23 protein-coding genes, 5 tRNA genes and 1 pseudogene are annotated in these 26384 nt (G+C 69.2%); 14 read left to right on the top strand and 15 right to left on the bottom strand.

The features are described from left to right. The first annotated feature begins 79 nt into the window (after positions 1 to 79). Positions 80 to 796 (top strand): IclR family transcriptional regulator NdgR, encoded by a 717-nt coding sequence (ndgR, locus tag ACIPC1_RS06060; protein WP_006383662.1) that lies wholly within the window; start codon positions 80 to 82, stop codon positions 794 to 796. A gap of 129 nt (positions 797 to 925) precedes the next feature. Here ndgR and ACIPC1_RS06065 read toward each other — a convergent pair whose 3' ends face one another. Then, positions 926 to 1417, bottom strand: a complete 492-nt coding sequence (locus ACIPC1_RS06065; RefSeq protein ID WP_402513701.1) for a DUF4188 domain-containing protein — start codon at positions 1415 to 1417, stop codon at positions 926 to 928. Between the two features lie 109 nt (positions 1418 to 1526). Between ACIPC1_RS06065 and ACIPC1_RS06070 the strand changes: the two genes are divergently transcribed. Further along, positions 1527 to 2171 carry a MerR family transcriptional regulator gene (locus tag ACIPC1_RS06070; RefSeq protein ID WP_402513703.1) on the top strand — a complete coding sequence of 215 codons (645 nt, stop codon included), beginning with the start codon at positions 1527 to 1529 and terminating at the stop codon, positions 2169 to 2171. Positions 2172 to 2289: 118 nt separating this feature from the next. On the opposite strand, the gene ACIPC1_RS06075 is transcribed toward ACIPC1_RS06070, so the two are convergent. The 9 genes from ACIPC1_RS06075 to ACIPC1_RS06115 form a co-directional block, all read right to left on the bottom strand. Next, a tRNA-Glu gene (locus ACIPC1_RS06075) sits at positions 2290 to 2362 on the bottom strand. 20 nt (positions 2363 to 2382) lie between these two features. Next, positions 2383 to 2454, bottom strand: a tRNA-Gln gene (locus tag ACIPC1_RS06080). Between the two features lie 28 nt (positions 2455 to 2482). Further along, a tRNA-Glu gene (locus ACIPC1_RS06085) sits at positions 2483 to 2555 on the bottom strand. A 62-nt stretch (positions 2556 to 2617) separates the two neighbouring features. Beyond that, positions 2618 to 2690 (bottom strand) — tRNA-Glu (locus ACIPC1_RS06090). A 42-nt stretch (positions 2691 to 2732) separates the two neighbouring features. Continuing rightward, positions 2733 to 2804 (bottom strand) — tRNA-Gln (locus tag ACIPC1_RS06095). A gap of 92 nt (positions 2805 to 2896) precedes the next feature. Further along, complete coding sequence (locus tag ACIPC1_RS06100) at positions 2897 to 3631, bottom strand: HAD family hydrolase (RefSeq protein ID WP_402513706.1); 735 nt, start codon at positions 3629 to 3631, stop codon at positions 2897 to 2899. Between the two features lie 90 nt (positions 3632 to 3721). Continuing rightward, the gene (gene gltX, locus ACIPC1_RS06105) at positions 3722 to 5191 is read right to left on the bottom strand and encodes a glutamate--tRNA ligase (RefSeq protein WP_402513708.1); all 1470 of its coding nucleotides are present in this window, start codon (positions 5189 to 5191) and stop codon (positions 3722 to 3724) included. Further along, entirely contained in the window at positions 5184 to 5972 is a 789-nt protein-coding gene (locus ACIPC1_RS06110; protein ID WP_402513710.1) for a fumarylacetoacetate hydrolase family protein, read from the bottom strand. The genes gltX and ACIPC1_RS06110 overlap by 8 nt, the downstream gene beginning before the upstream one ends. A 142-nt stretch (positions 5973 to 6114) precedes the next feature. Beyond that, the gene (locus ACIPC1_RS06115; RefSeq protein WP_402513712.1) at positions 6115 to 6303 is read right to left on the bottom strand and encodes a hypothetical protein; all 189 of its coding nucleotides are present in this window, start codon (positions 6301 to 6303) and stop codon (positions 6115 to 6117) included. 600 nt (positions 6304 to 6903) lie between these two features. On the opposite strand from ACIPC1_RS06115, the gene ACIPC1_RS06120 reads away from it, so the two are divergent. The 8 genes from ACIPC1_RS06120 to ACIPC1_RS06155 all read left to right on the top strand — a co-directional run bounded on the left by ACIPC1_RS06120 (position 6904) and on the right by ACIPC1_RS06155 (position 17478). Beyond that, positions 6904 to 10638, top strand: a complete 3735-nt coding sequence (locus tag ACIPC1_RS06120; RefSeq protein ID WP_402513713.1) for a nitrate- and nitrite sensing domain-containing protein — start codon at positions 6904 to 6906, stop codon at positions 10636 to 10638. A 9-nt stretch (positions 10639 to 10647) separates the two neighbouring features. Next, positions 10648 to 11061, top strand: a complete 414-nt coding sequence (locus tag ACIPC1_RS06125; RefSeq protein WP_355761633.1) for a roadblock/LC7 domain-containing protein — start codon at positions 10648 to 10650, stop codon at positions 11059 to 11061. A gap of 113 nt (positions 11062 to 11174) precedes the next feature. Continuing rightward, positions 11175 to 11573 (top strand): DUF742 domain-containing protein, encoded by a 399-nt coding sequence (locus ACIPC1_RS06130; protein WP_384379036.1) that lies wholly within the window; start codon positions 11175 to 11177, stop codon positions 11571 to 11573. Then, positions 11554 to 12129 (top strand): ATP/GTP-binding protein, encoded by a 576-nt coding sequence (locus ACIPC1_RS06135; protein WP_028802395.1) that lies wholly within the window; start codon positions 11554 to 11556, stop codon positions 12127 to 12129. The genes ACIPC1_RS06130 and ACIPC1_RS06135 overlap by 20 nt, the downstream gene beginning before the upstream one ends. A 391-nt stretch (positions 12130 to 12520) precedes the next feature. Then, complete coding sequence (locus ACIPC1_RS06140; RefSeq protein WP_402513715.1) at positions 12521 to 15805, top strand: nitrate- and nitrite sensing domain-containing protein; 3285 nt, start codon at positions 12521 to 12523, stop codon at positions 15803 to 15805. A gap of 10 nt (positions 15806 to 15815) precedes the next feature. Continuing rightward, positions 15816 to 16229 (top strand): roadblock/LC7 domain-containing protein, encoded by a 414-nt coding sequence (locus tag ACIPC1_RS06145; protein WP_384379066.1) that lies wholly within the window; start codon positions 15816 to 15818, stop codon positions 16227 to 16229. 93 nt (positions 16230 to 16322) lie between these two features. After that, on the top strand, positions 16323 to 16916 hold the full coding sequence (locus ACIPC1_RS06150) for a DUF742 domain-containing protein (RefSeq protein ID WP_384379042.1): 594 nt from the start codon (positions 16323 to 16325) through the stop codon (positions 16914 to 16916). Next, the gene (locus ACIPC1_RS06155; protein WP_103554950.1) at positions 16897 to 17478 is read left to right on the top strand and encodes an ATP/GTP-binding protein; all 582 of its coding nucleotides are present in this window, start codon (positions 16897 to 16899) and stop codon (positions 17476 to 17478) included. Before ACIPC1_RS06150 ends, ACIPC1_RS06155 begins: the two co-directional genes overlap by 20 nt. A gap of 150 nt (positions 17479 to 17628) precedes the next feature. Here the strand turns inward: ACIPC1_RS06155 and ACIPC1_RS06160 are convergent, their stop codons facing one another. Further along, a complete protein-coding gene (locus ACIPC1_RS06160) occupies positions 17629 to 17823 on the bottom strand; it encodes an acyl-CoA carboxylase subunit epsilon (protein ID WP_402513717.1) in 195 nt (64 codons plus the stop codon). A 56-nt stretch (positions 17824 to 17879) separates the two neighbouring features. Further along, positions 17880 to 19478, bottom strand: coding sequence for an acyl-CoA carboxylase subunit beta (locus ACIPC1_RS06165; protein WP_402513718.1), 1599 nt, complete (start codon positions 19476 to 19478; stop codon positions 17880 to 17882). A gap of 469 nt (positions 19479 to 19947) precedes the next feature. Between ACIPC1_RS06165 and ACIPC1_RS06170 the strand changes: the two genes are divergently transcribed. Both ACIPC1_RS06170 and ACIPC1_RS06175 read left to right on the top strand, forming a co-directional pair. After that, complete coding sequence (locus tag ACIPC1_RS06170; protein WP_402513720.1) at positions 19948 to 20562, top strand: YceI family protein; 615 nt, start codon at positions 19948 to 19950, stop codon at positions 20560 to 20562. A gap of 275 nt (positions 20563 to 20837) precedes the next feature. Then, on the top strand, positions 20838 to 21332 hold the full coding sequence (locus ACIPC1_RS06175) for an N-acetyltransferase (protein ID WP_402513722.1): 495 nt from the start codon (positions 20838 to 20840) through the stop codon (positions 21330 to 21332). A gap of 92 nt (positions 21333 to 21424) precedes the next feature. Here the strand turns inward: ACIPC1_RS06175 and ACIPC1_RS06180 are convergent, their stop codons facing one another. Genes ACIPC1_RS06180 through ACIPC1_RS06190 form a run of 3 tightly spaced genes read right to left on the bottom strand, consistent with a single transcriptional unit; the run spans position 21425 to position 24707 of the window. After that, the gene (locus tag ACIPC1_RS06180) at positions 21425 to 22213 is read right to left on the bottom strand and encodes an ABC transporter permease (RefSeq protein WP_402513725.1); all 789 of its coding nucleotides are present in this window, start codon (positions 22211 to 22213) and stop codon (positions 21425 to 21427) included. After that, positions 22210 to 23775: an ABC transporter permease subunit gene (locus ACIPC1_RS06185; RefSeq protein ID WP_402513727.1), complete on the bottom strand. Its 1566-nt coding sequence runs from the start codon at positions 23773 to 23775 to the stop codon at positions 22210 to 22212. The genes ACIPC1_RS06180 and ACIPC1_RS06185 overlap by 4 nt, the downstream gene beginning before the upstream one ends. Further along, positions 23772 to 24707, bottom strand: coding sequence for an ABC transporter ATP-binding protein (locus ACIPC1_RS06190; protein WP_402513729.1), 936 nt, complete (start codon positions 24705 to 24707; stop codon positions 23772 to 23774). The genes ACIPC1_RS06185 and ACIPC1_RS06190 overlap by 4 nt, the downstream gene beginning before the upstream one ends. A gap of 159 nt (positions 24708 to 24866) precedes the next feature. On the opposite strand from ACIPC1_RS06190, the gene ACIPC1_RS06195 reads away from it, so the two are divergent. Then, positions 24867 to 26132, top strand: coding sequence for a sensor histidine kinase (locus ACIPC1_RS06195; protein WP_402513730.1), 1266 nt, complete (start codon positions 24867 to 24869; stop codon positions 26130 to 26132). Beyond that, a pseudogene (locus tag ACIPC1_RS06200) lies at positions 26129 to 26377 on the top strand (response regulator transcription factor); the annotation flags it as partial. The gene ACIPC1_RS06195 and the pseudogene ACIPC1_RS06200, both read left to right, overlap by 4 nt. Positions 26378 to 26384: the final 7 nt, after the last annotated feature.

Raw genomic sequence — 26384 nt, forward strand, 5'->3', positions numbered from 1 at the left:
GGCCACATGCCTACAAGGGTGGCGCGTTCCACGGAAAATTGAACTTGCGTTTCACAGAGTGAGACGCGAGTATCGTTTCATGGACAACAGTAGCGGCGTCGGCGTTCTGGACAAGGCAGCCCTTGTCCTGAGCGCTCTGGAGTCCGGTCCGGCCACCCTTGCGGGACTGGTCGCGGCGACCGGACTGGCACGACCCACGGCACATCGCCTGGCCGTGGCACTCGAACACCACCGCATGGTGGCGCGTGACATGCAGGGCCGTTTCATTCTCGGCCCCCGCCTCGCCGAGCTGGCCGCGGCCGCCGGCGAGGACCGCCTCCTCGCGACGGCGGGCCCGGTGCTCACGCATCTGCGGGACCTCACTGGCGAGAGCGCGCAGCTCTACCGCCGCCAGGGCGACATGCGCATCTGCGTCGCCGCGGCCGAGCGCCTCTCCGGCCTCAGGGACACGGTCCCGGTCGGCTCCACGCTCACCATGAAGGCGGGCTCCTCGGCCCAGATCCTGATGGCCTGGGAGGAGCCGGAGCGCCTGCACCGGGGCCTGCAGGGCGCCCGCTTCACCGCGACGGCCCTCTCCGGCGTACGACGCCGGGGCTGGGCCCAGTCGATCGGTGAGCGCGAGCCGGGCGTCGCGTCCGTCTCCGCTCCCGTCCGCGGTCCCTCGAACCGCGTGGTCGCCGCCGTCTCGGTCTCGGGACCGATCGAGCGCCTGACCCGCCACCCCGGCCGGATGCACGCCCAGGCCGTCATCGACGCCGCGGGCCGCCTCTCCGAAGCCCTCCGCCGCACCGGCTGACCCACACCCGCACCCCGGGAAAGAGCCGGCCTCAACGCCGCGGCAGGCACTCCCCGGGACGGACGACAGTCGACGCGCGAGCCATGCGTACGGGGTGTACAAAGCCCCCACCCCTCCCCTCACCTCCCTTCAGCGATGCGCCAGCCTCTCCGCGGCGCTGCGACCGCGGTCCTCGATGGGCAGCACACCGGTGGCCGCCGCCAGCCCGAAGGGCGGCATGTCCAGGTAGATCGACTCGTACGACCCCTTGGGTGCGATATAGGTCTCGTGCCAGATCCCCACATGCCCGCGCACCTTTCCGGCGCGCTCCTTGCGGTTGAGGATCGCCCACACCCTGTGGTGGAACATGTCGGGCGCCGCCGCGTACGCGTAGAGCTTCTCCCTGGACTCCCAGTACTGGACGACGTAGTACGTCCGCGGCGAGGCGGTGAGCAGGATGTGGCCGAGCAGGCCGCGGCTGCTGTCCTTGCCCAGCTCTCGGAGCATGCGCAGCATGGCCAGGAACGCCGGCACCCACTGGTGCACCGCCCAGAAGTGGTTGACGCGCATCCCGATCAGCAGCACGACCACGTCTCCCTCGGCAGCAGCGGTGGTACGGCCCCTGTTGGGCTTGGCGAACATGGCGGCCCCCTTGTTGGACCGGTCCCGTTGGACCGACTCCGTTGGATAACGACACTATCCAAGCGCGCGATGATTGGATAGTGCCTATATCCAAGGAAGGGTGCGAGCGGTGCGACTGACGGAACTGAGCGAGCGCAGCGGTGTGTCCATCGCGACGATCAAGTACTACCTGCGCGAGGGGCTGTTGGCGCCGGGCCGCCGGATCGGCGCGACCACCGCCGAGTACGGCGAGGACCATCTGCGCCGACTGCGCCTGGTGCGTGCGCTGATCCAGGAGGGCCGGGTCCCGGTGACGACGGCCCGGGAGGTCCTCGGGCACATCGACAACGACTCCCTGGGCCGCACCATCCGCCTCGGCGCGGCCCTGTGGGCGCTGCCGCAGGAGCCCGAGCCGGACAAGGACGACCCGGCGGTGCGGGCCGCGCGCCGCGAGGTGGACCGCGTACTGGAAGCACTGGGCTGGGAAACCGCACGGGAGTTGAGCACCCTCTCCCCCCTCCACCGTTCGCTGGTGGTGGCGGTGGCCACGCTCATCCGGCTCGGCTATCCCGTGGATGCCGAACTCATGGAGCCGTACGCCGAGTTGATGCACCGCGCGGCCGTGCGGGACCTGGACTCCATGGAGACGTACCCGTCCGAGAAGGAACAGGTGGAGGCGGCGGTCGTGGGGGCGGTTCTCTTCGAGCCGGTGCTCAAGGCCCTGCACCGGCTGGCCCAGGAGGAGGAGTCGGCGCGACGGTACGGCATCGAGTGAGCGGGCGTACGGCGTCACGGCATGCGGGCGTACGACGTTCGGTGTGCGGGCGTACGACGTCGCGGCGGGCCGGGAACGCCGATGGCCCCCCACCGAAGTGGAGGGCCATCGAATTGCGTACCCCCGACCGGATTCGAACCGGCGCTACTGCCGTGAGAGGGCAGCGTGCTAGGCCGCTACACAACGGGGGCAAGGACCACAAGTGATCCAGCTGGGCTACCAGGACTCGAACCTAGAACAACGGAACCAGAAACCGTCGTGTTGCCAATTACACCATAGCCCAATGGGTGGTCTAGACCAGACCGTCCACGTACCCCCGACCGGATTCGAACCGGCGCTACTGCCGTGAGAGGGCAGCGTGCTAGGCCGCTACACAACGGGGGCCCTAGCGATCCTGCATGAGAGTCAGCGGGTGCGACCCGAACTGCCTCCCTGAGAAGGATCTGTACCCCCGACCGGATTCGAACCGGCGCTACTGCCGTGAGAGGGCAGCGTGCTAGGCCGCTACACAACGGGGGCCTTGCAGAGTTGATCTCTGCTGTTGCAGATAAGCTCTGCGAGCTGGCCTACCAGGACTCGAACCTAGACTAACGGAACCAGAAACCGTCGTGCTGCCAATTACACCATAGGCCACTGAAACACAACCCCCGACGGGGATTCCGTTCTAGCTAGCGCCTCCGGTTTCCAGACCTTCCGGCCCGCTCTCCGGCGGCGCAGGAAGAACATTACCTGAAGGTGGACGGCGCTCCAAAACGGGTATCAGCGCCGAGGATCACGGGGAGTTCGGCCAGCGAGGCGATCCGGTGCGGGCCCGTCGGACCGCTCTCCGGGACGGTGTGAGCATCGCCACGGTCGATCCAGATCGAGAGCATCCCCGCCTCGAAGGCGCCGCGTCCGTCGATCTCCGGGTGGTCGCCGACGTACGCGACCTGGTGCGGAGGCAGCCCGAGGGCGTCGCAGGCGGCGTGGAAGGCTGCCGCGGCGGGCTTGGAGACGCCCAGTTCGGCCGCGCACAGGACGGTCTCGAAGCGGTCGCGTACGCCCAGGACGCGGAGTTTGCGGTCCTGGTTGTGGAAGCTGGAGTTGGACAGGACCGCGTGCCGGTGACTGGCGGCGAGGGCGTCCAGCGCGGGCAGGGTGTCCGGGAAGAGGGCCCAGGCGGCTTCGTAGTGGCCGACGTACCGCCCGAACCAGTCGTCGGCCTCGGCGTCATCGAGGGGCTCACCCAGGAACACCCTGACCCGGTCCCGGCGCTGGCCCTGCCAGTCCGACTCCCCTGCCGCGAACCTCGCCCACTGGGCGTCGGTGATCTCCCGCCAGCGTGCGAGGGCCTGCTCGACGGACTCGTAGGCGTCGAGCAGGCCCTCGGCCGCCAAGTGCCCGCGCATCCCGGCCCGGTCGGCGCCCGTGTAGTCGAAGAGCGTGTCGTCCACGTCCCAGACCAAGGCCTTGATGCTCATGATCCGACGGTAACTCCGGGTGGGGGCGCGTGTCTGTCGCTCAGCGCACAAAGGGGGCGGCGCCCGGACCGGACGCCGCCCCCCTGTCGGCTAAAGCTTCGCCAGCGCCGCGTCGATGCGTGCGAGCGTCTTCTCCTTGCCCAGGATCTCCAGGGACTCGAAGAGCGGCAGGCCGACGGTGCGCCCGGTGACGGCGACGCGGACCGGGGCCTGGGCCTTGCCGAGCTTGAGGCCGTGCTCCTCACCGGCGGCCAGGACGGCGTTCTTCAGGGCCTCGGCGTCCGACCAGTCCGCGCCGGAGAGCTTCTCGCGTGCCGTACGCAGCAGCGCGTCGCTGCCCTCCTTCATGGCCTTCGTCCAGGACGCCTCGTCGAAGGCCGGCTCCGGAAGGAACAGGAAGTCGACGTTGTTCGTGATCTCGGAGAGGACCTTGAGGCGGGTCTGTGCGTGCGGGGCGATCGCCTGCCACTTCGCCTCGTCGAAGTCCTCCGGCGCCCACGGGGCGAACGGGGCCTTCAGCCAGGGGGCGCAGCGCTCGGTGAAGTCCTTCACGTCGAGCAGGCGGATGTGGTCGCCGTTGATCGCTTCGCACTTCTTGAGGTCGAAGCGGGCCGGGTTGGGGTTCACGTCCACGATGTCGAAGGCGGCGACCATCTCCTCGATCGAGAAGATGTCACGGTCCGCCGACAGCGACCAGCCGAGCAGGGAGAGGTAGTTGAGCAGGCCCTCGGGGAGGAACCCGCGCTCCCTGTAGAGGTTCAGCGACGACTCCGGGTCACGCTTGGAGAGCTTCTTGTTGCCCTCGCCCATGACGTACGGGAGGTGGCCGAAGGCCGGGGTCTCCTTGGCGATGCCCAGCTCGATCAGCGCCTTGTAGAGGGCGATCTGGCGCGGGGTGGAGGAGAGCAGGTCCTCGCCGCGCAGGACGTGGGTGATCTCCATCAGGGCGTCGTCGACCGGGTTGACGAGCGTGTACAGGGGCGCACCGTTGGCTCGTACGATCCCGAAGTCCGGGACGTTCTCCGCGAGGTAGGTGATCTCGCCGCGGACCAGGTCCGTGAAGGTGATCGTCTCGTCGGGCATGCGGAAGCGGACGATGGGCGTGCGGCCCTCCGCCTTGTACGCCTCGACCTGTTCGGCGGTGAGCGCGCGGCAGTGGCCGTCGTAGCCGGAGGGCTTGCCGGCGGCGCGGGCGGCGTCGCGGCGGGCGTCCAGCTCCTCGGTCGAGCAGTAGCAGTGGTACGCGTGGCCCGCGTCCAGGAGTTTCTGGGCGACGTCCTTGTAGAGGTCCATCCGCTGGGACTGGCGGTACGGCGCGTGCGGGCCGCCGATCTCGGGGCCCTCGTCCCAGTCGAAGCCCAGCCAGCGCATCGAGTCGAGCAGCTGGTCGTAGGACTCCTCGGAGTCGCGGGCCGCGTCGGTGTCCTCGATGCGGAAGACCAGAGTGCCTTCGTTGTGCCGGGCGAACGCCCAGTTGAACAGGGCGGTGCGGACCAGGCCCACGTGGGGGTTGCCGGTCGGGGAGGGACAGAAACGTACGCGGACGGATCCGTTAGCCACGCTTGATCACCTTGTTGGTGAGAGTGCCGATGCCTTCGATGGTGACGGCGACCTCGTCGCCGACGTTCAGGGGGCCGACCCCCGAGGGGGTACCCGTGAGGATCACGTCGCCGGGGAGCAGCGTCATGGCCTCGGTGATGTTCACGATCAGATCCTCGATGGAGTGGATCATCTCGCTGGTGCTGCCGAGCTGGCGTTGCCGGCCGTTGACCGTGCACTGGATGGTGATGCCCTCGGCGATCGCGGCGAGGTCCACGTCCGTCTCCACCCAGGGGCCGAGCGGGCAGGCGCCGTCGAAGCCCTTGGCCCTGGCCCACTGCTTCTCGCGCTTCTGGACGTCGCGTGCGGTGACGTCGTTGGCGCAGGTGTAGCCGAGGATGACGTCCTTGACGCGCTCGCGCGGGACCTCGCGGCACATCCGGCCGATGACCACGGCCAGCTCGGCCTCGTGGTGCAGGTCGTTCGAGAAGGTCGGGTACTGGATCTCGTCGCCGGAGCCGATCACGGAGGTCGACGGCTTGAAGAAGGCGAACGGGGCATCGGGTACTTCGTTGCCGAGTTCCCGGGCGTGCTCGGCGTAGTTGCGGCCGAAGGCCACGACCTTGTTGGGGAGCACCGGGGGCAGCAGCCGCACCTTGCTCAGGGGGACCTTCGTGCCGGAGAGCTCGAAGTCCGCGAACGGGATGCCCTTGATGATGTCGAGGACGAGCTCGTCCGGCTTGTCGCCCTCGACCGCGCCGAAGGCGACGTTGCCGTCGATGGAGAACCTGGCGATGCGCACGGGATCGTTGCGCCCCTCACTGAGCTGGCTGGAGTAGGACGCTCCAGGCTAACGCGGGAAGGGCCGGGCGCCGCGCGCATAATCGGCGGGCGCCCGGCATCCGTACGCCGGCGGCTCGGGCAGCGGGCCGCCGACGGGCGCGCTACTCCGCGGTCGCGGCGGCGACCGGCGCTTCCATGAGGATGGTGCGGCGGGGGTTGGCGGTCTGGGCGGGGAGGTCGACCGAGTGCTCCGGCTGCTCCGGCGTGCGCAGCTCGTCGGCGTCCTGGAGGTGGGCCAGCGTGGTGCGTCGCGGGTTGGCTATGTTGCGGAACATCATCGTCGTCTTCACTGTTGTAGTCGACCTTGTCGTCGTGGGCGCCGGGCGCGGGCTTCAAGAGGCCCCGTGCAGGCGCGGGTTGTCGGATTCGCCATCCCTGTAAAGCGTCAGGCTAAACATGCAATTCCCGGGCGAAGCCGCGGGGACGCCATGATCGTGGTGTGAGTTTCCTCACTTACTAACAGGCAAAGCGGTCAATTCAGGCCGCGGGTCCGACCCGGCGAAACAGACATTGCTCCACGGAAGCCGACATTCCGCTCCCGATCATGTCGACTGGGACACCCGGAGCACTCCAACACCTCGTAGGCATAAGTCCGTTATGTACGGGATCACTTTCTACGTCTCGTGACGCAGCCCTCACAAGCTGTCACGGAGGTCACAGCCTGGTACTCGGCCCTTGTTGGAGATCCGGCACTGTGCTGGAATTCCACGGACCGCCGCGGGATCGAACCGGCGCGCAGGGGGCGCAACGCAGCGCCGAGTGGCGGCGGGAAAGGGGATCCAGCGCCGGTCACTGACGACCACCAGGGGGCGCATCTGCGCCCCTGAACGACGCCGACACCGTCCCACCGTTTTCACGGAGGGGCGCCTGGTCCAGAGGTTGCGACGCTAGTGCAGGGACGATTCAAGAGGGATGGCAGCGCTCCGGCGGAGCCGGAGCCGCACGGCGGGACTGGCCCCACTAAAGGCAGTTCCTCGCCCCAGCACGCCCAGAACCCGGGACCGGCACAGGTCGGCGGCAGCGGTGAGCGTTCCGCGCGCCCCGGCGCGACGGCTCCCGCCAAACCGGCCGCGAGGAATCCGAAGGGCCCGACGGGCACCGGCTCGCGAATAGCCCTGCGCAACTGGCGCATCTCCACACGTCTGGTCTCGCTGCTCGCGCTCCCCGTGGTCGCCGCGACCTCGCTCGGCGCACTGCGCATCAACCAGTCGATGGACGACATCCAGCAGCTCGACAACATGAAGCTGCTCACCGACATCACCAAGCAGGCGACCGAGCTCTCGGCCGCGCTCCAGAAGGAGCGCGACACGACGGCGGGGCCGCTGGTGCACGGCACCCCGGCCACCTCCCCCACGGTCAAGGGCGTCCGCGACGCCACCGACATCGCGAAGAAGAACTTCCTCGAGGGCGTCCAGGAGATCGACGACTCCAGCGCGGACAGCCAGCTCACCGGCGTTCGGGACAGCCTCGTCGGCCTGACGCGCGAACTGCAGAAGCTCACCAGCATCCGCAGCGACGCCTACGACGAGCCCAACAACTCCACGCAGACGGTCGAGGCGTACCACCGCGTCATCACCCAGCTCCTCGACCTCTCGCAGGACATGGCCGAGGCCACCAGCAACCCGGAGATGATCCAGCGCACGCGTGCGCTGGCGGCCTTCTCCTCGGCCAAGGAGTACGCCTCCGTCCAGCGCGCGGTCATCGCCGCCGCGCTGCCCGAGAGCAACACGACCTTCGGCAACCTGTCCGAGAACGACCGGCAGTACGCGCTCTCGGCGCAGCAGAGCCAGGAGTCCGACCTCAGCAGCTTCGAGAGCATCTACGGAGAAGGTTCCGCGGAGCTCCTCAAGCCCATCGAGAGCGGCAACCCGACCATCGAGGCGGCCGACGACTACGCCAGGCGTGTGCTGGCCAGCAAGAACGGTCTGGCGACGCGGGACAAGCGCTCATATCTGGACTGGGTCGACGACGACTCGACCAAGCTCGGGCAGATGTCCAACATCGAGACCACGCTGCTCGGCGAGATGGAGCAGAAGGCCCGTGAGCTGCGCAACGCGGCCGAGAGTGAAGCGATCATCTCGGGTGCGCTGATCCTCCTCGTCCTCGGTGTCTCGCTGGTCGGCGCCTTCGTCGTGGCCCGGTCCATGATCCGCTCGCTGCGCCGGCTCCAGGACACCGCGACCAAGGTCGCCCAGGAGCGGCTGCCCGAGCTGGTCAAGCAGCTCTCCGAGTCCGACCCGCAGGACGTCGACACCTCCGTCGAGTCGGTCGGTGTGCACTCCCGGGACGAGATCGGCCAGGTCGCCGCGGCCTTCGACGACGTGCACCGCGAGGCCGTACGACTGGCCGCCGAGCAGGCCCTCCTACGAGGCAACGTCAACGCGATGTTCACCAACCTCTCGCGCCGCTCGCAGGGCCTCATCCAGCGTCAGCTCTCGCTCATCTCCGAACTGGAGTCCCGCGAGGCCGACCCGGACCAGCTGTCCTCGCTCTTCAAGCTCGACCACCTCGCGACCCGCATGCGCCGTAACGGTGAGAACCTGCTGGTGCTCGCCGGTGAAGAGCCCGGCCGTCGCTGGACCCGCCCGGTCCCGCTGGTCGACGTGCTCCGCGCCGCCGCCTCCGAGGTGGAGCAGTACGAGCGCATTGAGCTGTCCTCCGTGCCGACCACCGAAGTGGCCGGCCGTGTGGTCAACGACCTCGTGCACCTGCTCGCCGAGCTGCTGGAGAACGCCACCTCGTTCTCCTCCCCGCAGACCAAGGTCAAGGTCACCGGTCACGCGCTGCCCGACGGCCGCGTGCTGATCGAGATCCACGACACCGGTATCGGCCTCTCCCCCGAGGACCTCGCGGCGATCAACGAGCGGCTCGCCTCGCCGCCCACCGTGGACGTCTCGGTGTCGCGCCGCATGGGTCTGTTCGTGGTCGGTCGTCTGTCCCAGCGCCACGGCATCCGTATCCAGCTGCGCCCGTCCGACTCCGGCGGCACGACCGCCCTCGTCATGCTTCCCGTCGATGTCGCCCAGGGCGGCAAGAAGGTTCCGAACAAGCCGGGTCAGGGCGCCGGTCCGGCCGCCTCGCAGGCCTCCGCCGGTGTCGCCGCGGCCCGCCGCGGCAACGGCGGTCCGGCCCTCGGTGGCGGCGGCAACCCCGGTCGTGTCGGTGCCCCGCCGCAGCGTGGGCAGGTCGGCGCGGGCCAGGGTCCGCGTGCCGCACTCCCCGGCAGCCAGGGCGGTCGCCCGGGCGCACCGCGTGGACCGCAGGGTCCGGGCAATCCGCCGCAGGGCAGGCCCGCTCCGGCCGGTGCCGGTGTCAACGCCTTCGGGCAGAGCGCGCCGGGTGCACCGCAGGGCCTACAGGCCGCGGGAACCGGCACACAGGGCTTCGGCGACGGATCCGGCGCCCGTCAGGGCGGGTTCGGTGACGCGTCCGGCAACCGGCAGAGCGGTTTCGGCGACGCGCCGGGCGCACGGCAGAGCGGCCCCCCGACCGCACCACCGCAGCAGCCGTCGGCCGGCAAGGGCAGCCGTCGCAGGCCGCAGCTGCCGGGCCGTGGTGGCGCACGCGCCGAACTCCCCGGTGGCAACACGCAGTCGCGGCCGAGCTGGAGCGACGACAACGCCCAGCCGCCCGTACCGCGCGCATCCCTCGACACCCCGCGTGGCCACGAGGATCCCGACTCCACCTCGCGCATGCCGCGCTACGACGACCGTCAGAGCCCGGCTGCCACTGCTGCCACCTCGGAGTTTCCGCGGATCGACGACCGTCAAGGTCCCGCCGCCACCTCGGGGTTCGCCCGCCCCGACTTCGACGCTCCGCGCCCCGGTGCCGTTCCGACGCAGAACCCCGGGCAGTACTCGGGTCAGAACCCCGTACAGAACTCCGGTCAGTTCGTCCGCCCGGATGTCTTCGGTTCCGCGGGTCAGAACCCGCCGTCCGCCACGGGCCAGTTCGCCACCCCGGGCTACGGCTCCCCCCAGGACCCGTCGTCCACCGGCCAGTTCGCGACTCCCGGGTACGGCAACGGCCAGGGCCCTTCGTCCACCGGCCAGTTCGAGCGGCCGCAGGTACCGCCGCGGTCGGCGGCGCCTCCGCAGCGGCCCGTGCCGCCGGCGGAGCCCGAGGCCCTGCCGCCGGCGGGCCCCGGTGACGGACGTACTCCGCTGTACGACACGCTGGAGACCAACTGGTTCCACGGTCAGCAGGCCGCGGCGGCAGCAGCCCAGAACCAGACCAACGGCTCGCAGGTGCCGCCCCCGGCCCCGCAGCCGCAGGCGCAGGCGGCACCCGTGGTTCCGCCGCGGCCCGCCGCCGCGCCGGCCGCCTCCCCGGCGTCCTGGCGCACCTCGCCGAACGACGACCTCGTCCGGCAGGCAGAACGCGTCCGTCAGCCGTCGGCTGGCGGAGTCACCACCTCAGGCCTGCCGCGCCGCGTCCCGCGAGCCAACCTCGTCGCGGGTACGGCACAGCAGCAAACGCACCAAACCGGTCCGCAGGTCTCGCGTGCGCCCGATGACGTACGCGGCCGGCTGACCAATCTCCGTCGGGGCATTCAGCAGGGTCGCCAGGCCGGCACCGGCCAGACCGGTAGCTTCCCCAGCCCCACTCACCAGCAGGAGCACTAGTTGAGTCAGATGAGCCAGGCCGCACAGAACCTGAACTGGTTGATCACCAACTTCGTGGACAACACCCCGGGGGTGTCCCACACCGTCGTCGTGTCCGCCGACGGTCTCCTTCTGGCGATGTCCGAAGGCTTCCCGCGCGACCGCGCCGACCAGCTCGCGGCGGTCGCGTCCGGGCTCACCTCGCTGACGGCCGGGGCATCCCGGATCTTCGAGGGCGGTTCGGTGGCTCAGACAGTCGTGGAGATGGAGCGCGGGTTTCTTTTCCTGATGTCCGTTTCGGATGGATCGTCCCTGGCGGTTCTCTCCCACCCGGACTGCGACATCGGCCTTGTCGGCTACGAGATGGCGCTGCTCGTCGACCGCGCGGGCGCAGTGCTCACGCCGGACCTGCGCGCCGAACTACAGGGAAGTCTGCTCCACTAATCGCCCTGGGTTCCACCCACAGCACGAAATCACCGTCCGGCCGACACGATCTCCCCCCACCGGCCTCAACAGACGGCACGACTGACTCACCTGCTGTCCCGCCCGGAGGATTCATGACCCCGCCCAACGCCTCTCATGATCCGTACGCACATACGTACGAGGACGAGGGCGACCAGCCGCTGGTACGTCCCTACGCGATGACCGGCGGCCGGACGCGGCCGCGCTACCAGCTCGCCATCGAGGCACTGATCAGCACCACGGCCGACCCGGCGCAGCTGATGGGGCTGCTCCCCGAGCACCAGCGGATCTGCCACCTGTGCCGTGAGGTGAAGTCCGTCGCCGAGGTATCGGCACTTCTGTCCATGCCACTGGGTGTGGCACGGATCCTTGTCGCGGACCTCGCCGAGGCCGGACTCGTCGCCATCCATCAGCCGGGCGGCGACGAGAGCAACGGCGGCGCGCCGGACGTGACTTTGCTCGAAAGGGTGCTCAGTGGACTTCGCAAGCTCTGACGGAGGCCGGGCGACCACCTCCGCGAAGATCGTGGTGGCGGGTGGCTTCGGCGTCGGCAAGACCACGTTCGTGGGCGCCGTCTCGGAGATCAACCCGCTGCGCACGGAGGCCGTCATGACGTCCGCGTCCGCGGGCATCGACGACCTCACCCACACCGGGGACAAGACCACCACCACGGTGGCCATGGACTTCGGACGCATCACCCTGGACCAGGACCTGATCCTGTACCTGTTCGGTACGCCGGGTCAGGACCGTTTCTGGTTCATGTGGGACGACCTGGTCCGCGGCGCCATCGGCGCGGTGGTACTGGTCGACACCCGGCGGCTCGCCGACTGCTTCCCCGCGGTCGACTACTTCGAGAACTCGGGTCTCCCGTTCGTCATCGCCCTCAACGGCTTCGACGGGCACCAGCCGTACAACCCCGAGGAGGTCCGCGAGGCCCTCCAGATCGGTCCGGACGCTCCGATCATCACGACGGACGCCCGCCACCGCGCGGACGCCAAGTCTGCGCTGATCACTCTCGTGGAGCACGCGCTGATGGCGCGGCTGCGGTAGCGGACAACAGGTCCGGGGCAACGGATGGTGCGCTTGTCCCGGTCCACAAGTCGACAGTTCCATAGGGCAGTTGTCGTAGACGCTCTGGAGCCGGCTGTGTCGTTTGACACGGTCGGCGACAGTGTTCATAACGTTTCGACAGAGAATTTCACGGGCACCGACACGCATCGCGTTCACCCGGTACCGCTGTGCTCACAAAGGCCCCGCCTTTTGGCGGGGCTCGTTCTTTATGACCGTTTTATCTGGGGCTTACCTCACCTGGAATCATGGGTTCCGAGTGTTTGGAAGGGCGCCGAGTGACGTGCTGGAATGCGCTGACCTGCCCAGTAGTCAAGGGCGCCGGAGACACCGCGGCACAACGTAGGTGCCGACGCCGAGAGGTTTTGGTCGAGTGAGGCGAAGCAAGAACGGTCCCGAGCCGTCGGCACGGGGCAACTTCACCCCGCCGCCGCGTGTCGCGGCGTCCGCACAAATGCCCGGCTCCCAGGAGCCCACGCCGGTACCCGCGCCGAGCGGCAGTCGTTTCTCCCCGCGCAACTGGCGCGTGCCGACCAGGCTGAACGCGATTCTGCTCATCCCTGTGGTGGTCGGCCTGGTCATGGGCGGCTTCCAGGTGAGGAGCTCGATCGACACCTGGCAGGAGGCCGAGAACGCCGAGAAGACGGCACGTCTGGTGCAGGCCGCACTGACCTACGGCGACAAGCTGTACGTCGAGCGCGATGTGAGCGCCGTGCCGCTGCTGACCGGCAAGGGCGAGAAGGACGCGACCGTCGTGAAGGCCCGTGCGGCCACGGACGCGGCGGCCGACGCCTTCGACGAGGCCGCCCAGAACATGCCGCAGACGGCCGGCCTACAGCGCCGCCTCGAGATCTTCCGCAAGGTCGAGCCCGGCCTCGCCACCCTGCGCAAGGCCGCGTACACCTCCGCCCTCACCGGCGTACAGACCGAAGAGGGCTACACCCAGATCCAGCACCCGCTGTTGGAGTTCTCCAACGAACTCGGTCTGGGCACCGGAAACATCACCAGCTACGGCCGTACGGTCTACGCGATCTCGCTCGCCAAGGCGTCCGCGTCACTACAGCGGTCCATCGGCATGCACATGCTGATCAAACCCGGCCCCACCGCGACCGACCTCGCCAAGCAGCGCGTCGCCCTCTCCTCGTACGCCTACCTCGAGGGCATCTGTGTCGAGGAGTACATCGGCGGCGGCACCGAGGCCGACGCGGCCAAGCTCGATGCCGCCCAGACGAAGCTCAAGGCCGACGGTGCGGTCCAGGCCAAGGCCGCCGCCGAGGCCGCAGCGGCCCAGGGCCAGACCTATGTGCCCCCGCCGTCCGGGGACACCGCGATGGTCGCGGCCCTCGCGACGCTCTCGTCCACGGACCAGAGCGCCCGCGACGCGCTCGCCTCGCAGGGCATCACCGCGGACAACTACTGGGCGGTCAACACCGGCAAGTACAACGCCTACCGCACGATCGAGTCGGATCTGACCGACAAGGCCGTGGCCGAGGCCTCCGACATCTCCGACAGCGCCAAGCGCGACGCCATCATCACCGGTGCCGCCGTCGTGATCGCCCTGCTCGCCGCGTTCATCCTGGCCGGCATGGTCGCCCGCCAGATGAGCCGCGCGATGCGCCAGCTGCGCAACGCGGCCTTCAACGTGGCCGAGCAGCGCCTGCCGATGCTGGTCGACCAGCTCTCGCGCACCGACCCGGGACGCGTCGACACCCGCGTACAGCCCATCCCGATCACCACCACGGACGAGATCGGCGAAGTCGCCCGCGCCTTCGACCAGGTCCACCGTGAGGCCGTACGACTGGCCGCCGAGCAGGCCCTCCTGCGAGGCAACATCAACGCGATCTTCACCAACCTGTCGCGCCGCAACCAGTCCCTGATCGAGGGCCAGCTGACCCTGATCACCGACCTGGAGAACAACGAGGCCGACCCGGACCAGCTGGAGAACCTCTTCCGCCTGGATCACCTCGCGACCCGTATGCGCCGCAACGGCGAGAACCTCCTGGTCCTCGCCGGCGAAGAGCCGGGTCGCCGCTGGGACCAGCCGGTGCCCCTCGTGGACGTCCTGCGCGCCGCCTCCTCCGAGGTGGAGCAGTACGAGCGCGTCGAGCTCTCCGGCGTCCCGGAGGCCGAGATCCACGGCCGCGCCGTGACCGACCTCGTGCACCTGCTCGCCGAGCTCCTGGAGAACGCCACGACGTTCTCCTCCCCGCAGACCAAGGTCCGTGTCACCGCGACCCGTCTCCCGGACGGCCGCATCATGGTCGAGATCCACGACAAGGGCATCGGCCTCACCGCCGAGGACTTCGCGGACATCAACCACAAGCTGGCCAACCCGCCGACCGTGGACGCCGCGATCTCGCAGCGCATGGGTCTGTTCGTGGTCGGCCGGCTGTCCGATCGGCACGGCATCCGCGTCCAGCTCCGCCCCTCGGGCGAGCAGGCCGGTACGACCTCCCTGGTCATGCTTCCCGACGCGATCACCCACGGTGGTGGCGGCGGCGAACAGCAGCTCCAGCGCGACGAGTTCACGGTCTCGCAGATCATGCCGGAGCAGCTGCAGCCGCAGCCGCCGGCCTTCCAGGGCGAGCCGTTCCAGGCCCAGCAGCCCCTGACGGCCGCCGAGCTCGGCTTCGACGACAGCCGCTACGAAGTGCCGGACGACATACGCGAGTTGGACCCCGTGGGCCGCTCGCTGATGCGCGAGGAGCGCCGTGCGGCCCTGGAGGCCCAGGCAGGGGGCCAGCCGGAGGCTCTGGAGGCTCCGAGCTACCAGGAGGGCTTCGAGGCCCAGCAGCCCGCGTACGACAACGGGCAGGCCGTCTATGACAACGGCCAGGCTCAGTACAACAACGGCCAGACCTCGTACGACAACGGGCAGGCGCCCTACGAGAACGGGCAGGCCCCGTACGAGGAGCAGCAGGCGACGTACGGCCAGCAGGCGGCGTACGAGGAGCCGCAGCAGGGGTCGTACGACGAGACGTATTTCCCGGCGAACGGCGGCTACCCGGAGCCCGCGTATGCGGAGCCGGTCCAGGACGAACACACGGGGAACGGGAGCGCCGCCCCGGCGACGTTCTCGGCCTTCGCGGAGCCGTCCTACCAGGAGGAGTGGCCGCAGCAGAACGCGCAGCAGAACGCGTACCGGTCCGCGTACGCTCCGGAAGCGGAATCCTCGAAGACCGCTGACGCGGGTGAGCAGGACCGCGTAGGCTTTGGCCGACCGGGGCCTGCCCCTTCCGCCCCGCACGCCTTGACCGACGCCGGTCTCCCGCGTCGCGGTGCCGCCGCGACAGGCAACGGCCAGCGGGCCGTGGAACGGAAGGACCAGACTCCGCCGGCGACCACGACGGAGGGCCCCGACGACTGGCGCTCGTCCAACGACGACCGGTGGCAGCGCGCCGAGCAGCTCAAGAAGCCCAAGGCCGGCGGGGTCACCCCGTCAGGTCTGCCACGGCGGGTACCGAAGGCCAACCTGGTCGAGGGAACCGCCGAATCGACCCCGCAGGGCGGCCCTCAGGTCTCCCGCGCCCCGGAGGACATCCGGGGCCGGCTGAGCAACCTGCGCCGCGGCGTACAGCAGGGACGCAACGCAGGTAGTGACACGAACACGAACGGCCAGGGCTTCGGTCCTGACAGCACCTACAACCAGGAGCGTTAGTGTGAGCCCGATGAGCCAGGCGGCGCAGAACCTGAACTGGTTGATCACCAACTTCGTGGACAACACCCCTGGGGTGTCCCACACCGTGGTGGTCTCCGCCGACGGACTCCTTCTGGCGATGTCCGAAGGCTTTCCCCGTGACCGCGCCGACCAGTTGGCGGCCGTCGCATCAGGTCTGACCTCGTTGACCGCAGGAGCCTCCCGCATCTTCGAGGGCGGCCATGTGAACCAGACGGTCGTGGAGATGGAGCGGGGATTCCTCTTCATCATGTCCGTTTCCGATGGTTCGTCCCTCGCCGTACTCTCCCACCCCGAGGCGGACATCGGTCTCGTCGGGTACGAGATGGCACTTCTGGTGGACCGTGCCGGTACGGTCCTGACTCCCGACCTTCGAGCAGAGCTCCAGGGGAGCCTTCTCAACTAACAGACAGACGGTGCGTCTTGGTGTCCCGAGGCCATAAGGTTTCGGGACGCGGTCCCACAGTGATGGGGCCCGGCACAGTCGGAGGAGGAGAAAGTGGCAACACCCCCAGACGGTTCGTCTTCGGGCAACTGGTCGTACGGCCCCGGCCAGGGGCAGGGCGGCCAGGGCGATGGTTCACAGAACCCGAACCGGTACAACTTCCCCTCCGCACCGACCCCCCGGCACCAGCAGCCGTACGCACCCCAGGGTCCCGGGCCTTCTCCGTACGACCAGCCGTCGGCGCCGCGCATCCAGCCCGTGCAGCCGCAGCGCCGCAACCCCGAGCCGTCACCGGCCGGGTCCACGCACAACCCTCTGGTACGCCCGTATGCCATGACGGGCGGCCGTACCAGGCCCCGCTACCAGCTCGCCATCGAGGCGCTGGTGCACACCACCGCACAACCGCACCAGATGCAGGGCCAGTTGCCCGAGCATCAGCGGATCTGCAACCTCTGCCGGGAGATCAAGTCGGTGGCCGAAATCTCGGCGCTGCTGACGATCCCTCTCGGTGTGGCCAGGATTCTCGTCGCCGACTTGGCAGAGGCGGGCCTGGTCGCCATCCATCAGCCCGGCGGTGACGAGAACGCCGGCGGTCAGCCAGACGTGACTTTGCTCGAAAGGGTGCTCAGTGGACTTCGCAAGCTCTAGCGGAGGGCCTTCCCGCTCCACCACGTCCGCGAAGATCGTGGTGGCGGGCGGCTTCGGCGTGGGCAAGACCACGTTCGTCGGGGCCGTCTCGGAGATCAACCCGCTGCGTACCGAGGCCGTCATGACGTCCGCGTCCGCGGGCATCGACGACCTCACGCACACCGGAGACAAGACGACGACCACCGTCGCCATGGACTTCGGACGCATCACCTTGGACCAGGACCTGATCCTGTACCTGTTCGGTACGCCGGGCCAGGACCGTTTCTGGTTCATGTGGGACGACCTGGTCCGCGGCGCCATCGGCGCGATCGTGCTCGTGGACACCCGTCGTCTCGCCGACTGCTTCCCCGCGGTCGACTACTTCGAGAACTCGGGACTTCCGTTCGTCATCGCCCTCAACGGCTTCGACGGCAACCAGCCGTACAACCCGGAAGAGGTCCGCGAGGCCCTCCAGATCGGTCCGGACGCTCCGATCATCACGACGGACGCCCGCCACCGCGCGGACGCGAAGAGCGCGCTCATCACGCTCGTCGAGCACGCGCTCATGGCCCGTCTGCGGTAGCGGACGGCAGGTAGTGGACAACGGCCCCCGCTTCTCCGTACGGAGAAGCGGGGGCCGTTGTCGTGGGCTCCCCAGGCGGCCGGACCGCCCGCCAACAGCCACGGCCCCGCTCTCCGGAGGGAGAGCGGGGCCGTGTGCGCGCTGAAGGGGTCAGTGCCAGCTGTGCGGTGCCCGGAAGCCGGGCTCGCGCTCCAGGCGGCGCCAGCCGGCCTTGGGGCGGGCGGCGTTGTGAGACGTGGCGGAAGCGGGCGCAGCCGCCGCGCGAACCAGCAGGATGGCCGTGATGGCGGCGACTTCCTCGGGCTCGGCGTGGCCCTTCTCGACGCGGATGTCAGAGTTGTTCATGGGTTCAGTCTCCGTGAGAGAGGTTTCCGCGGCGCTGCCGCGGAGGATCCGCAGGGTTACTGCGGGGGGTTGCCGTGCTTGCGGGAGGGCAGGTCCGCGTGCTTGGAGTGCAGCATCGCAAGGGACCTGATGAGCACTTCCCGGGTCTCGGCGGGGTCGATGACGTCGTCGACAAGACCCCGCTCGGCCGCGTAGTAGGGGTGCATCAGCTCTGCCTTGTACTCCTTGACCATGCGCACGCGCATCGCCTCGGGGTCCTCAGCCTCGGCGATCTGGCGACGGAAGATGACGTTGGCCGCGCCTTCCGCGCCCATCACGGCGATCTCGTTCGTCGGCCAGGCGAACGTGAGGTCCGCGCCGATGGACTGGCTGTCCATGACGATGTACGCACCTCCGTACGCCTTGCGCAGGATCAGCGAGATCCTCGGCACCGTCGCGTTGCAGTACGCGTACAGCAGCTTCGCGCCGTGCCGGATGATTCCGCCGTGCTCCTGGTCGACACCGGGCAGGAACCCGGGGACATCCAGGAGAGTGACGATCGGGATGTTAAAAGCGTCACACATCTGGACGAAGCGCGCAGCTTTTTCGGAGGCCTCGATGTCCAGCACACCCGCGAGGGACTGCGGCTGGTTGGCCACGATGCCGACGACCTGGCCGCCGAGACGGGCCAGCGCACAGATGATGTTGCGGGCCCAACGCTCGTGCACCTCAAGGTAGTCGCCGTCGTCGACGAGCTCCTCGATCACCTTCGTCATGTCGTACGGACGGTTGCCGTCCGCCGGAACCAGGTCGAGCAGAACGTCCGAGCGGCGCTCGGTGGGGTCCTCGGACGCGACACCCGGGGGGTTCTCGCGGTTGTTCTGCGGCAGCATCGACAGGAGGTAGCGGACCTCCGCGATGCAGGTCTCCTCGTCGTCGTAGGCGAAGTGCGCGACACCGGAGGTCTCGGCGTGGACATCCGCGCCGCCCAGACCGTTCTGGGTGATCTCCTCGCCCGTCACCGCCTTGACGACGTCCGGGCCCGTGATGAACATCTGCGAGGTCTCGCGGACCATGAACACGAAGTCGGTCAGAGCGGGACTGTAGGCCGCGCCGCCCGCGCAGGGGCCCAGCATCACGCTGATCTGCGGGATGACCCCGGAGGCCCTGGTGTTGCGCTGGAAGATGCCGCCGTAGCCGGCGAGCGCGGAGACGCCCTCCTGGATACGGGCTCCCGCGCCGTCGTTCAGGGAGACCAGCGGCGCCCCGGCCGCGATGGCCATGTCCATGATCTTGTGGATCTTCGTGGCGTGCGCCTCACCCAGCGCACCGCCGAAGATACGGAAGTCATGCGCGTACACGAAGACCGTCCGGCCCTCGACCGTGCCCCAGCCGGTGATCACACCGTCCGTGTACGGCCTCTTGGCCTCCAGGCCGAACCCCGTCGCCCGGTGCCGACGCAACTGCTCGACCTCCTGGAACGAACCCGCATCGACCAGCAGGTCGATGCGCTCCCGCGCCGTCAGCTTGCCCTTGGCCTTCTGCGCGGCGGTCGCCTTCTCGCTGGGGCCCCGCAGCGCCTCCGCACGGATCGCGTGCAGCTCGGCCACGCGCCCGCGTGCATCCGTGGGCTCGCCTGAGGATCCTGAGGATTCGGCCTCATCCAAAACGGTCATGTAGCGACCTTACGAAGCCCACCGAGGAAAGGGGGCCGTCGACTCCGTACAGTCTCCGGGCCGTTTTCCTGGTACCCCCCAACAGAACCACTGCTTCAGGCAGGCGATCTGACTGCTCAGGGGGCCTCTTCCTTGTAGAGGTCGGACAAACCCGCCAACTGAGAGCCACCTCACATTCATGAGGAGCACATGCCATCCCCGGAGTGAACAGCCACCTGGGCGGCGACCTTGCAGCTGCCCCAGGGGCACCCCTGGGGCACTTCTGGAACACCCCTGGGGAGTCGCTTGCGGAGCGCGGTGATGTGACGCAACGTAACGTTGCGAACACGTGGTGAATGATGTTGAAACTTGAATGGAATAGGTCTACCTTCCCCCTTGTTGGCATCGTTGAAGATTAAACAGCCTCGCTCGACCACCTCGCGTCGCGGCTTCCGGACGAAACCGCGACCCGTCCCCCAAGGAGCACACCATGAGCATCTTCGGCCGCAAGACCGACACCGCCGCCGGCACGGACACGACCCCTGTCGCGGTGAACCCCGAACTGGCCGCGCTGACCGGCGACTACACGCTCGACCCGTCGCACACGACGATCGGCTTCGTCGCCCGCCACGCGATGGTGACCAACGTCAAGGGCAGCTTCAAGGACTTCGAGGGCACACTGCATCTGGACGGCTCCGACCCGTCCAAGTCGACCGCCTCGATCGACGTCAAGATGGAGAGCGTCGAGACCGGCTCCGCGGACCGCGACGGCCACCTGAAGAGCGCCGACTTCTTCAAGACGGACGAGTTCCCGACGATGACCTTCCGCTCCACCGAGGCGGAGGCCCTGGGCGGCGACGACTACCGGATCACCGGTGAGCTGTCGATCCTCGGCACCACCAAACCGCTCACCATCGAGCTTGAGTTCAACGGCTCCGCCACGGACCCGTTCGGCAACCAGCGCGTCGGCTTCGAGGGCAAGGCCGAGATCCTGCGCTCCGAGTGGGGCCTCAGCTGGAACGCGGCCCTGGAGACCGGCGGCGTCCTCGTCTCTGACAAGATCAAGCTGGTCTTCGACATCTCGGCGATCAAGAACGCCGCCTGATTCCGCGGCCGACGCCTCCCGCACCTGCGGCACCCTCGAAGCGCCCGTCCTCTCATACCCCGGTAACCAGAGGACGGGCGCTGTGCCATGTCTGGGCGCCCACCCTCGCGACCATCGCTCGCACGCGTGTGCATTTCCCGGCTCCGCCGCCAAGGAGCACCCACTTGCAGGGGTCCCGCTCCCCCGCGACCCGCAACGTCGGTTCCGACTGCGGTTCCTCGGTCCCGGGGAATAACCCGGTGCGGTCGACCTGGGGTGGCAGTTAGCCTCCGTCCATGACTTGGCTGCCCACTGACTTCGTCCATCCCCTGCGCGTCGAGTTGCCGGGCGGGTATCACCTGCGTCCCATCAGCGGGGCGGATGCGGACATCGACTACCCGACCGTGATGGGTTCGCGCGAGCGGCTGTGGTCCATTTTCGGCGAGGCGTGGGGGTGGCCCGCCGAAACCATGTCGTACGAGGCGAACAAGAAGGACCTGGAGCGGCACGCGGCCGAGATCACCGCCCATGAGTCCTTCAACTACGTGCTGCTCAATGACGCGGGCACCGAGGAATTCGGGTGTGTCTACATCGATCCTCCGGAGAAGGCCGGCGCCGATGCCGAGATCTCCTGGTGGGTCGTGGATGAGCGCGTGGGCAGTGAGTTGGAGCGGGACCTGGACTCGCTCGTGCCTCGGTGGATCGCCGGGGACTGGCCCTTCGAGCAGCCTCGGTTCATCGGCCGGGACCTGTCCTGGAAGGAGTGGCTGGCGCTGCCGGACGCGGGCTGATTCTCAGACGGAGCGCGGCTTAGGGCCTGTCCGGCCGGTCAAGTCGCCGGAAAGCGGCGTTATCTCGTCGGCATGAGCAGTCGGACGTGTCCTTAAGCGTCGCGCCATCTGAATATCGCGGCGCCGACCAGTAGTAGCCCCAGCGCGTACGCCGCCAGCACGCCCAACCCTGGCCACGGGCCTATCGGGAGTCGGGCGAGGTCCCGGGTTACCTGGATGGCCATGCCGGCCGGCATGGGGGCCCAGCGCTCGACGCGGTCCTTCCAGGTGGCGGAGCCGAGCAGGTCGGCCAGGAGCGGCACGACGTACAGGAGGCCGAGGCCCAGCGTGATCGCGCCCGCGGTGTCCCGTAGGAGGACTGCCAGGCCCAGGCCCAGGACGGCTATGAGGATCAGGCAGAGCACTGAGCCGACGGCGGCGCGGAGTGTGGTCGGGTCGGTGAGGGTGAGGAGGGGGTAGCCCTCGGCGGGAGTGAAGCCGTTGCCAGGGAGGATCAGGCGGGCCGCGTAGAGGGAAGCGGTGATGGCCAGAGCACCTGCTGCCGCTGTTGCCGTGGCCAGTACGGCCGCCTTTGACGCCAGGACTCGTGAACGGCCGGGTGTCGCCGTCAGCGTCGCCCGGATCGTGCCCGTGCCGTACTCCGCTCCCATCGACAGGGCTCCGAGGATCAGGATCGTCGCCTGGCCGAGCCAGACTCCCGTGAGGCTGAGCTTCACGGTGTCCTCGTGGCACGCGGCCGCCGTGAGGCAGTCCCGGGTGGTGACCGCCGACACCGAGGCCGTACCCACCGCGACCGTCAGGACGACGGTCGCGGCCAGCAGAAGCCAACTACTGGGCAGTGTGCGGAGTTTTGTCCACTCCGCGTGGAACGACCAGGTCATACGTCCCTCCTGCGCAGGCGCCAGGCGGCCAGCGCCAGAGCCACGACCACGTATGCGCACAGGACCGCGAGGCCGTTCCAGGGAGTGAGGGGGTAACAGCCGCTCTCCGGAAGGCAGTTGTGATCCACCTGCGGGTAGTACGTCGCTCCCTGCTGGACGGCGAACGCTGCCGCCGGGGTCAGCTTGAGCAGCCATTGCCCGACCGGGAGAGGGAGGGCGAAGGCGAGGATCTGCGGGAGGATCACGAGGACCACGACGACCGTGATCGCGGCCGCGCTGTTGCGGAGTATCGCCCCGGCAGCGAGCGCGAGGACCGCCACCAGGGACAGGAGTGCAGCGCTGCCGACGATCGCTCGCAGGGCCGTGCTGTCCAGGAGGGAGAGGTCGGGATACACGGGGGGCTTGAACCCGTTGGAGCGCATGGTGCTCTGGGCCAGCGGAAAGGTGATGGCCGTTGCCACCAGGCTGACGGCGAACGTGACGCCGCCGATCACCAGGGCCTTGGCCGTCAGGACGCGGGTGCGGCGCGGGGTCGCCGTGAACGTCGTACGGATCATGCCGCGTTTGTACTCGGTCGTGATGAAGAGGGCTCCCAGCGCCACCATGAACACCACGGCCACGAAAACGCCCTGGAAGCTCATCTGGATGACGTCGGGACCGGTCTGCTCCGGGGCGATGTCGCCCGTGCCGGCGACGATGTAGAGGCCGGCGGCCGATACCTGGGTGGTGCCGGGCTCCCGGTGCGCCGGGCCGGACTGCGGGGCGCCGGAGGCGTTCGGATCGGAGGCATTCGGGGCGGGGGCGCCCACGTCCGTACTGGTCCAGGCCGCTCCCTTGGTGCCGCCGTCCAGGGCGAGGTGGTCGAAGCTCGCCGTGATGTTCGTACTGCCGGCCGTCTCCGAGGTGCCGCCGAAGGAACGGCGCAGGTTGTTGTGGAGCGGGGTGGCGACGAACAGGCCTGCCTGGGTCGTCCCCGCCAGATCGGGCAGCGTGACCGAACCCACCTTCGTCCAGTCGGAGCCGTCGGCGGACTCATATCCCGTCAACTGCGTCCCCGTCCGTGTCAGACGGAGCCAGCGCGGATCACCGGAGGCGCCGCTGCCCGCCTTGTCCTGGGTGAAGTTCCATTGCATGCGGACGCCGTGGTCCGGGGTCACCATCAGGGCCGTGTACTGGCTGCCGACCTCCGTGCTCTGCTTGATGATGATCCCGGCCTTCGCCCAGGGCTCCGGATCGCGTCCGCCGAGCCCCTTCAGGTCGGACACCCGGACCGTGACGCTGCCGTCACCGGTCAAGGGCTGATGGACGAAGCGGAAGCTGTCGGTGACCTGGGCGCCGTCCGGGGCAAGGGTGACGGGCGCCCCGCCGGAACCGACCGACGAGCCGCTCGCGGCGAGCTGCGAGATCAGGACCGTGACCGCCGCCGCGACGACGAGCACCAGCACCCAGACACGCACCGTCCAGAACTTGGACCACTCCGCGCGCAGCAGCCGTCCGAATCCTTCGCGGGTGGGCGGGAGTTGTGAGCGGTAAGGGGCCATGGTCGGAGAAGGAGAGGTCATCGGGTGACCTCGCCCTCGGGGGCCGAGGTGAACTCGGTCGCGTGTCGCGTGAGCTCCATGTACGCCTCTTCCAACGTCGCCCGGTGGGCGCCTACTTCGGCGAAGGGGATCCGGGCCGCGCCGAGCAGCTCCACGATCCGCTCCGCGGGCAGGCCGGTGACCGTCAGTGTGTCGGCGCCTGTGACGGCCACCGTGCCGCCCGCGCGGGCGAGCAGCTCCATCGCCTCGGTGCGCGCGGTCGTACGCAGGGCTACCCGGTCGCCGGACGCGACCGCGAGCAGGGTGGCGACGGCGGTGTCGGCGATGAGCCGGCCGCGGCCGATGACGACCAGGTGGTCGGCGGTGTCCTCCAGTTCGCTCATGAGATGGCTGGAGACCAGGACGGCTCGGCCCTCGGCGGCCAGACGGCGCAGGAAACCGCGGATCCACTGGATGCCCTCGGGGTCGAGCCCGTTGACCGGTTCGTCGAGGAGGAGGACCGGCGGGTCGCCCAGCAACGCGGCAGCTATACCCAGACGTTGACGCATGCCGAGTGAGTAGCCGCCTGCGCGGCGTCGGGCGGCCTGGGCCATTCCGACCTGTTCGAGGACCTCGTCCACGCGGCGCAGGGACAGGCCGTGCGAGTGCGCGAGCCAGCGCAGATGGTCGCGGCCGCGGCGGCTCGGGTGTAGCGCGGCCGCGTCGAGCAGGGCGCCCACCTCCAACAGAGGGGAGCGCAGGGCGTGGTACGGGCGGCCGCCGATGAGCGCGCGCCCCTCGTCGGGGGCGTCCAGGCCGAGCACGGCCCGCATCGTGGTGGACTTGCCCGCCCCGTTCGGCCCTACGAAACCGGTGATCTGCCCCGGCTCGACCGTGAAGGACAGCCCGTCCACCGCGATGGTCCGGCCGAACCGCTTGCGCAGGTCTTGGATTTCGATCGTTGCGTCACTCATGCTCAGCGAGATTAGGGATCGGCGGGCTTCGAGTCGTCCCGCCAGGGAGCCGTTTTCGGCGCCCCTGGCGTGAGGGACGGATCGCCTGCCGGGTCCCCCGTGCGGGGGAGAAACCCCAGGGTGACGCGCTGCGGCGCCGCCGACGGCACAATGGCGTGCATGAGCGAGGACACTGCGCGACGCGGCGATGGAGTCGCGGGGGTGTGGGAGCGGCTACGGCGCTTCCCGGCCCCCGTGACGTACCCGGTTGCCCTCGCTCTCCTCGCCTGCGCAGAGGTTCTCCTCCGAGTCGGAAGCCTGCGCGAGAATCTGGCGCTCGCCCTGCTGCTCGGGGTCTGCACCACTCTTCCGCTCACCTTCGTGCTCGGGGCCGACCGTGCCGTGGCGGTGCGGGCCGGGGCCGCTGTCGCGGTGACCTCCGCGGGAGTGCTCGCGCTGACGCCGTTCCGGGCGCTGACCCTGGCGGGGGTAGTGGCCCAACTGGCTTCTGTGTACTGGCTCGGGAGAGCCGGGGCACCCCGGCTCAGCGGAGCGCTCGTCCTGCCGTACGTCGTCCTGGCCCTCGCCAGCCAGGACGACCTCACCACCCGGGTGATGGCCGTGCTCGTGACCACGCTCGCCTCCGCCGCGGCCGCGACGGGCATCGCCCATCACGTCCGCAGTGCCGCACTCGCGCACAGCGCGACGGAGCGGGCCTTCGCGGACACCCTGCTCGCACATGCCGCGCGCGGCGAACGGGCACGGATCGCGCGGGAGTTGCACGACGTCGTCGCCCACCACATCTCGATGATCGCCGTCCAGGCCGAGACCGCCCGGCTGACCACGGCAGGGCTCCCCGCGGACGGCGCCACCCGGCTGCTCGCCATCGGGGACACCGCCCGGAGCGCGCTGACGGAGATGCGGCGGCTGCTGGGGGTGCTGCGGGAGGACGCCGACGTGGGTGTCACCCGGCGCCCGCAGCCCGGGCTGCGCCAGCTCATGGAGCTGATCGACGACTCCCGGGACGCCTCCGGCTCCCGTACCCGGTTGATCGTCAGCGGCCCTGTCGCCGCGCTCGAACCGGGCATCGAGGTCACCGCGTTCCGCATCGTCCAGGAGGCCCTGACGAACGCCCGCCGGCATGCGCGGGGTGCCGCCGTCGATGTCGAGCTCCATTATTCGGACGAGGACTTGGCGATCCGCGTCCGAGACAACGGGCCGGGGCCGCCCATCGGCACCAGCAACTCGGAGGCCTCGGGCGTTTCGCAGGGCTCAGACGTCTCCCATTCCTCGGACGTCTCCCCTACCTCGGACGCCGGCCACGGGCTCCTCGGCATGCGCGAACGTGCCGCCACGGTCGGCGGCACCCTCCGTACCGGCCCGGCACCCGGCGGCGGGTTCCTCGTCGAGGCGCGGCTTCCCGTACGGGCGGAGGCCCTTGTATGACCGAGACCCATACGAGCACCCCCACTCGGGCCGAAGCCACCGCGCCGATCCGTATCGTCGTCGCCGATGACCATGAGGTCGTGCGTGCGGGATATGCCGGACTCCTTGCCACCCAGGCAGACTTCAAGGTCGTCGGCACCGCGCGCGACGGCGCCGAGGCGGTGCGGATCTGCCGGGCGGAGCGACCCGACGTGGTTCTCATGGACGTCCGTATGCCGGTCATGGACGGGATCCAGGCGACCGCCGAACTGA

This window comes from Streptomyces sp. NPDC087263, from assembly GCF_044744645.1.
Classification (GTDB): domain Bacteria; phylum Actinomycetota; class Actinomycetes; order Streptomycetales; family Streptomycetaceae; genus Streptomyces.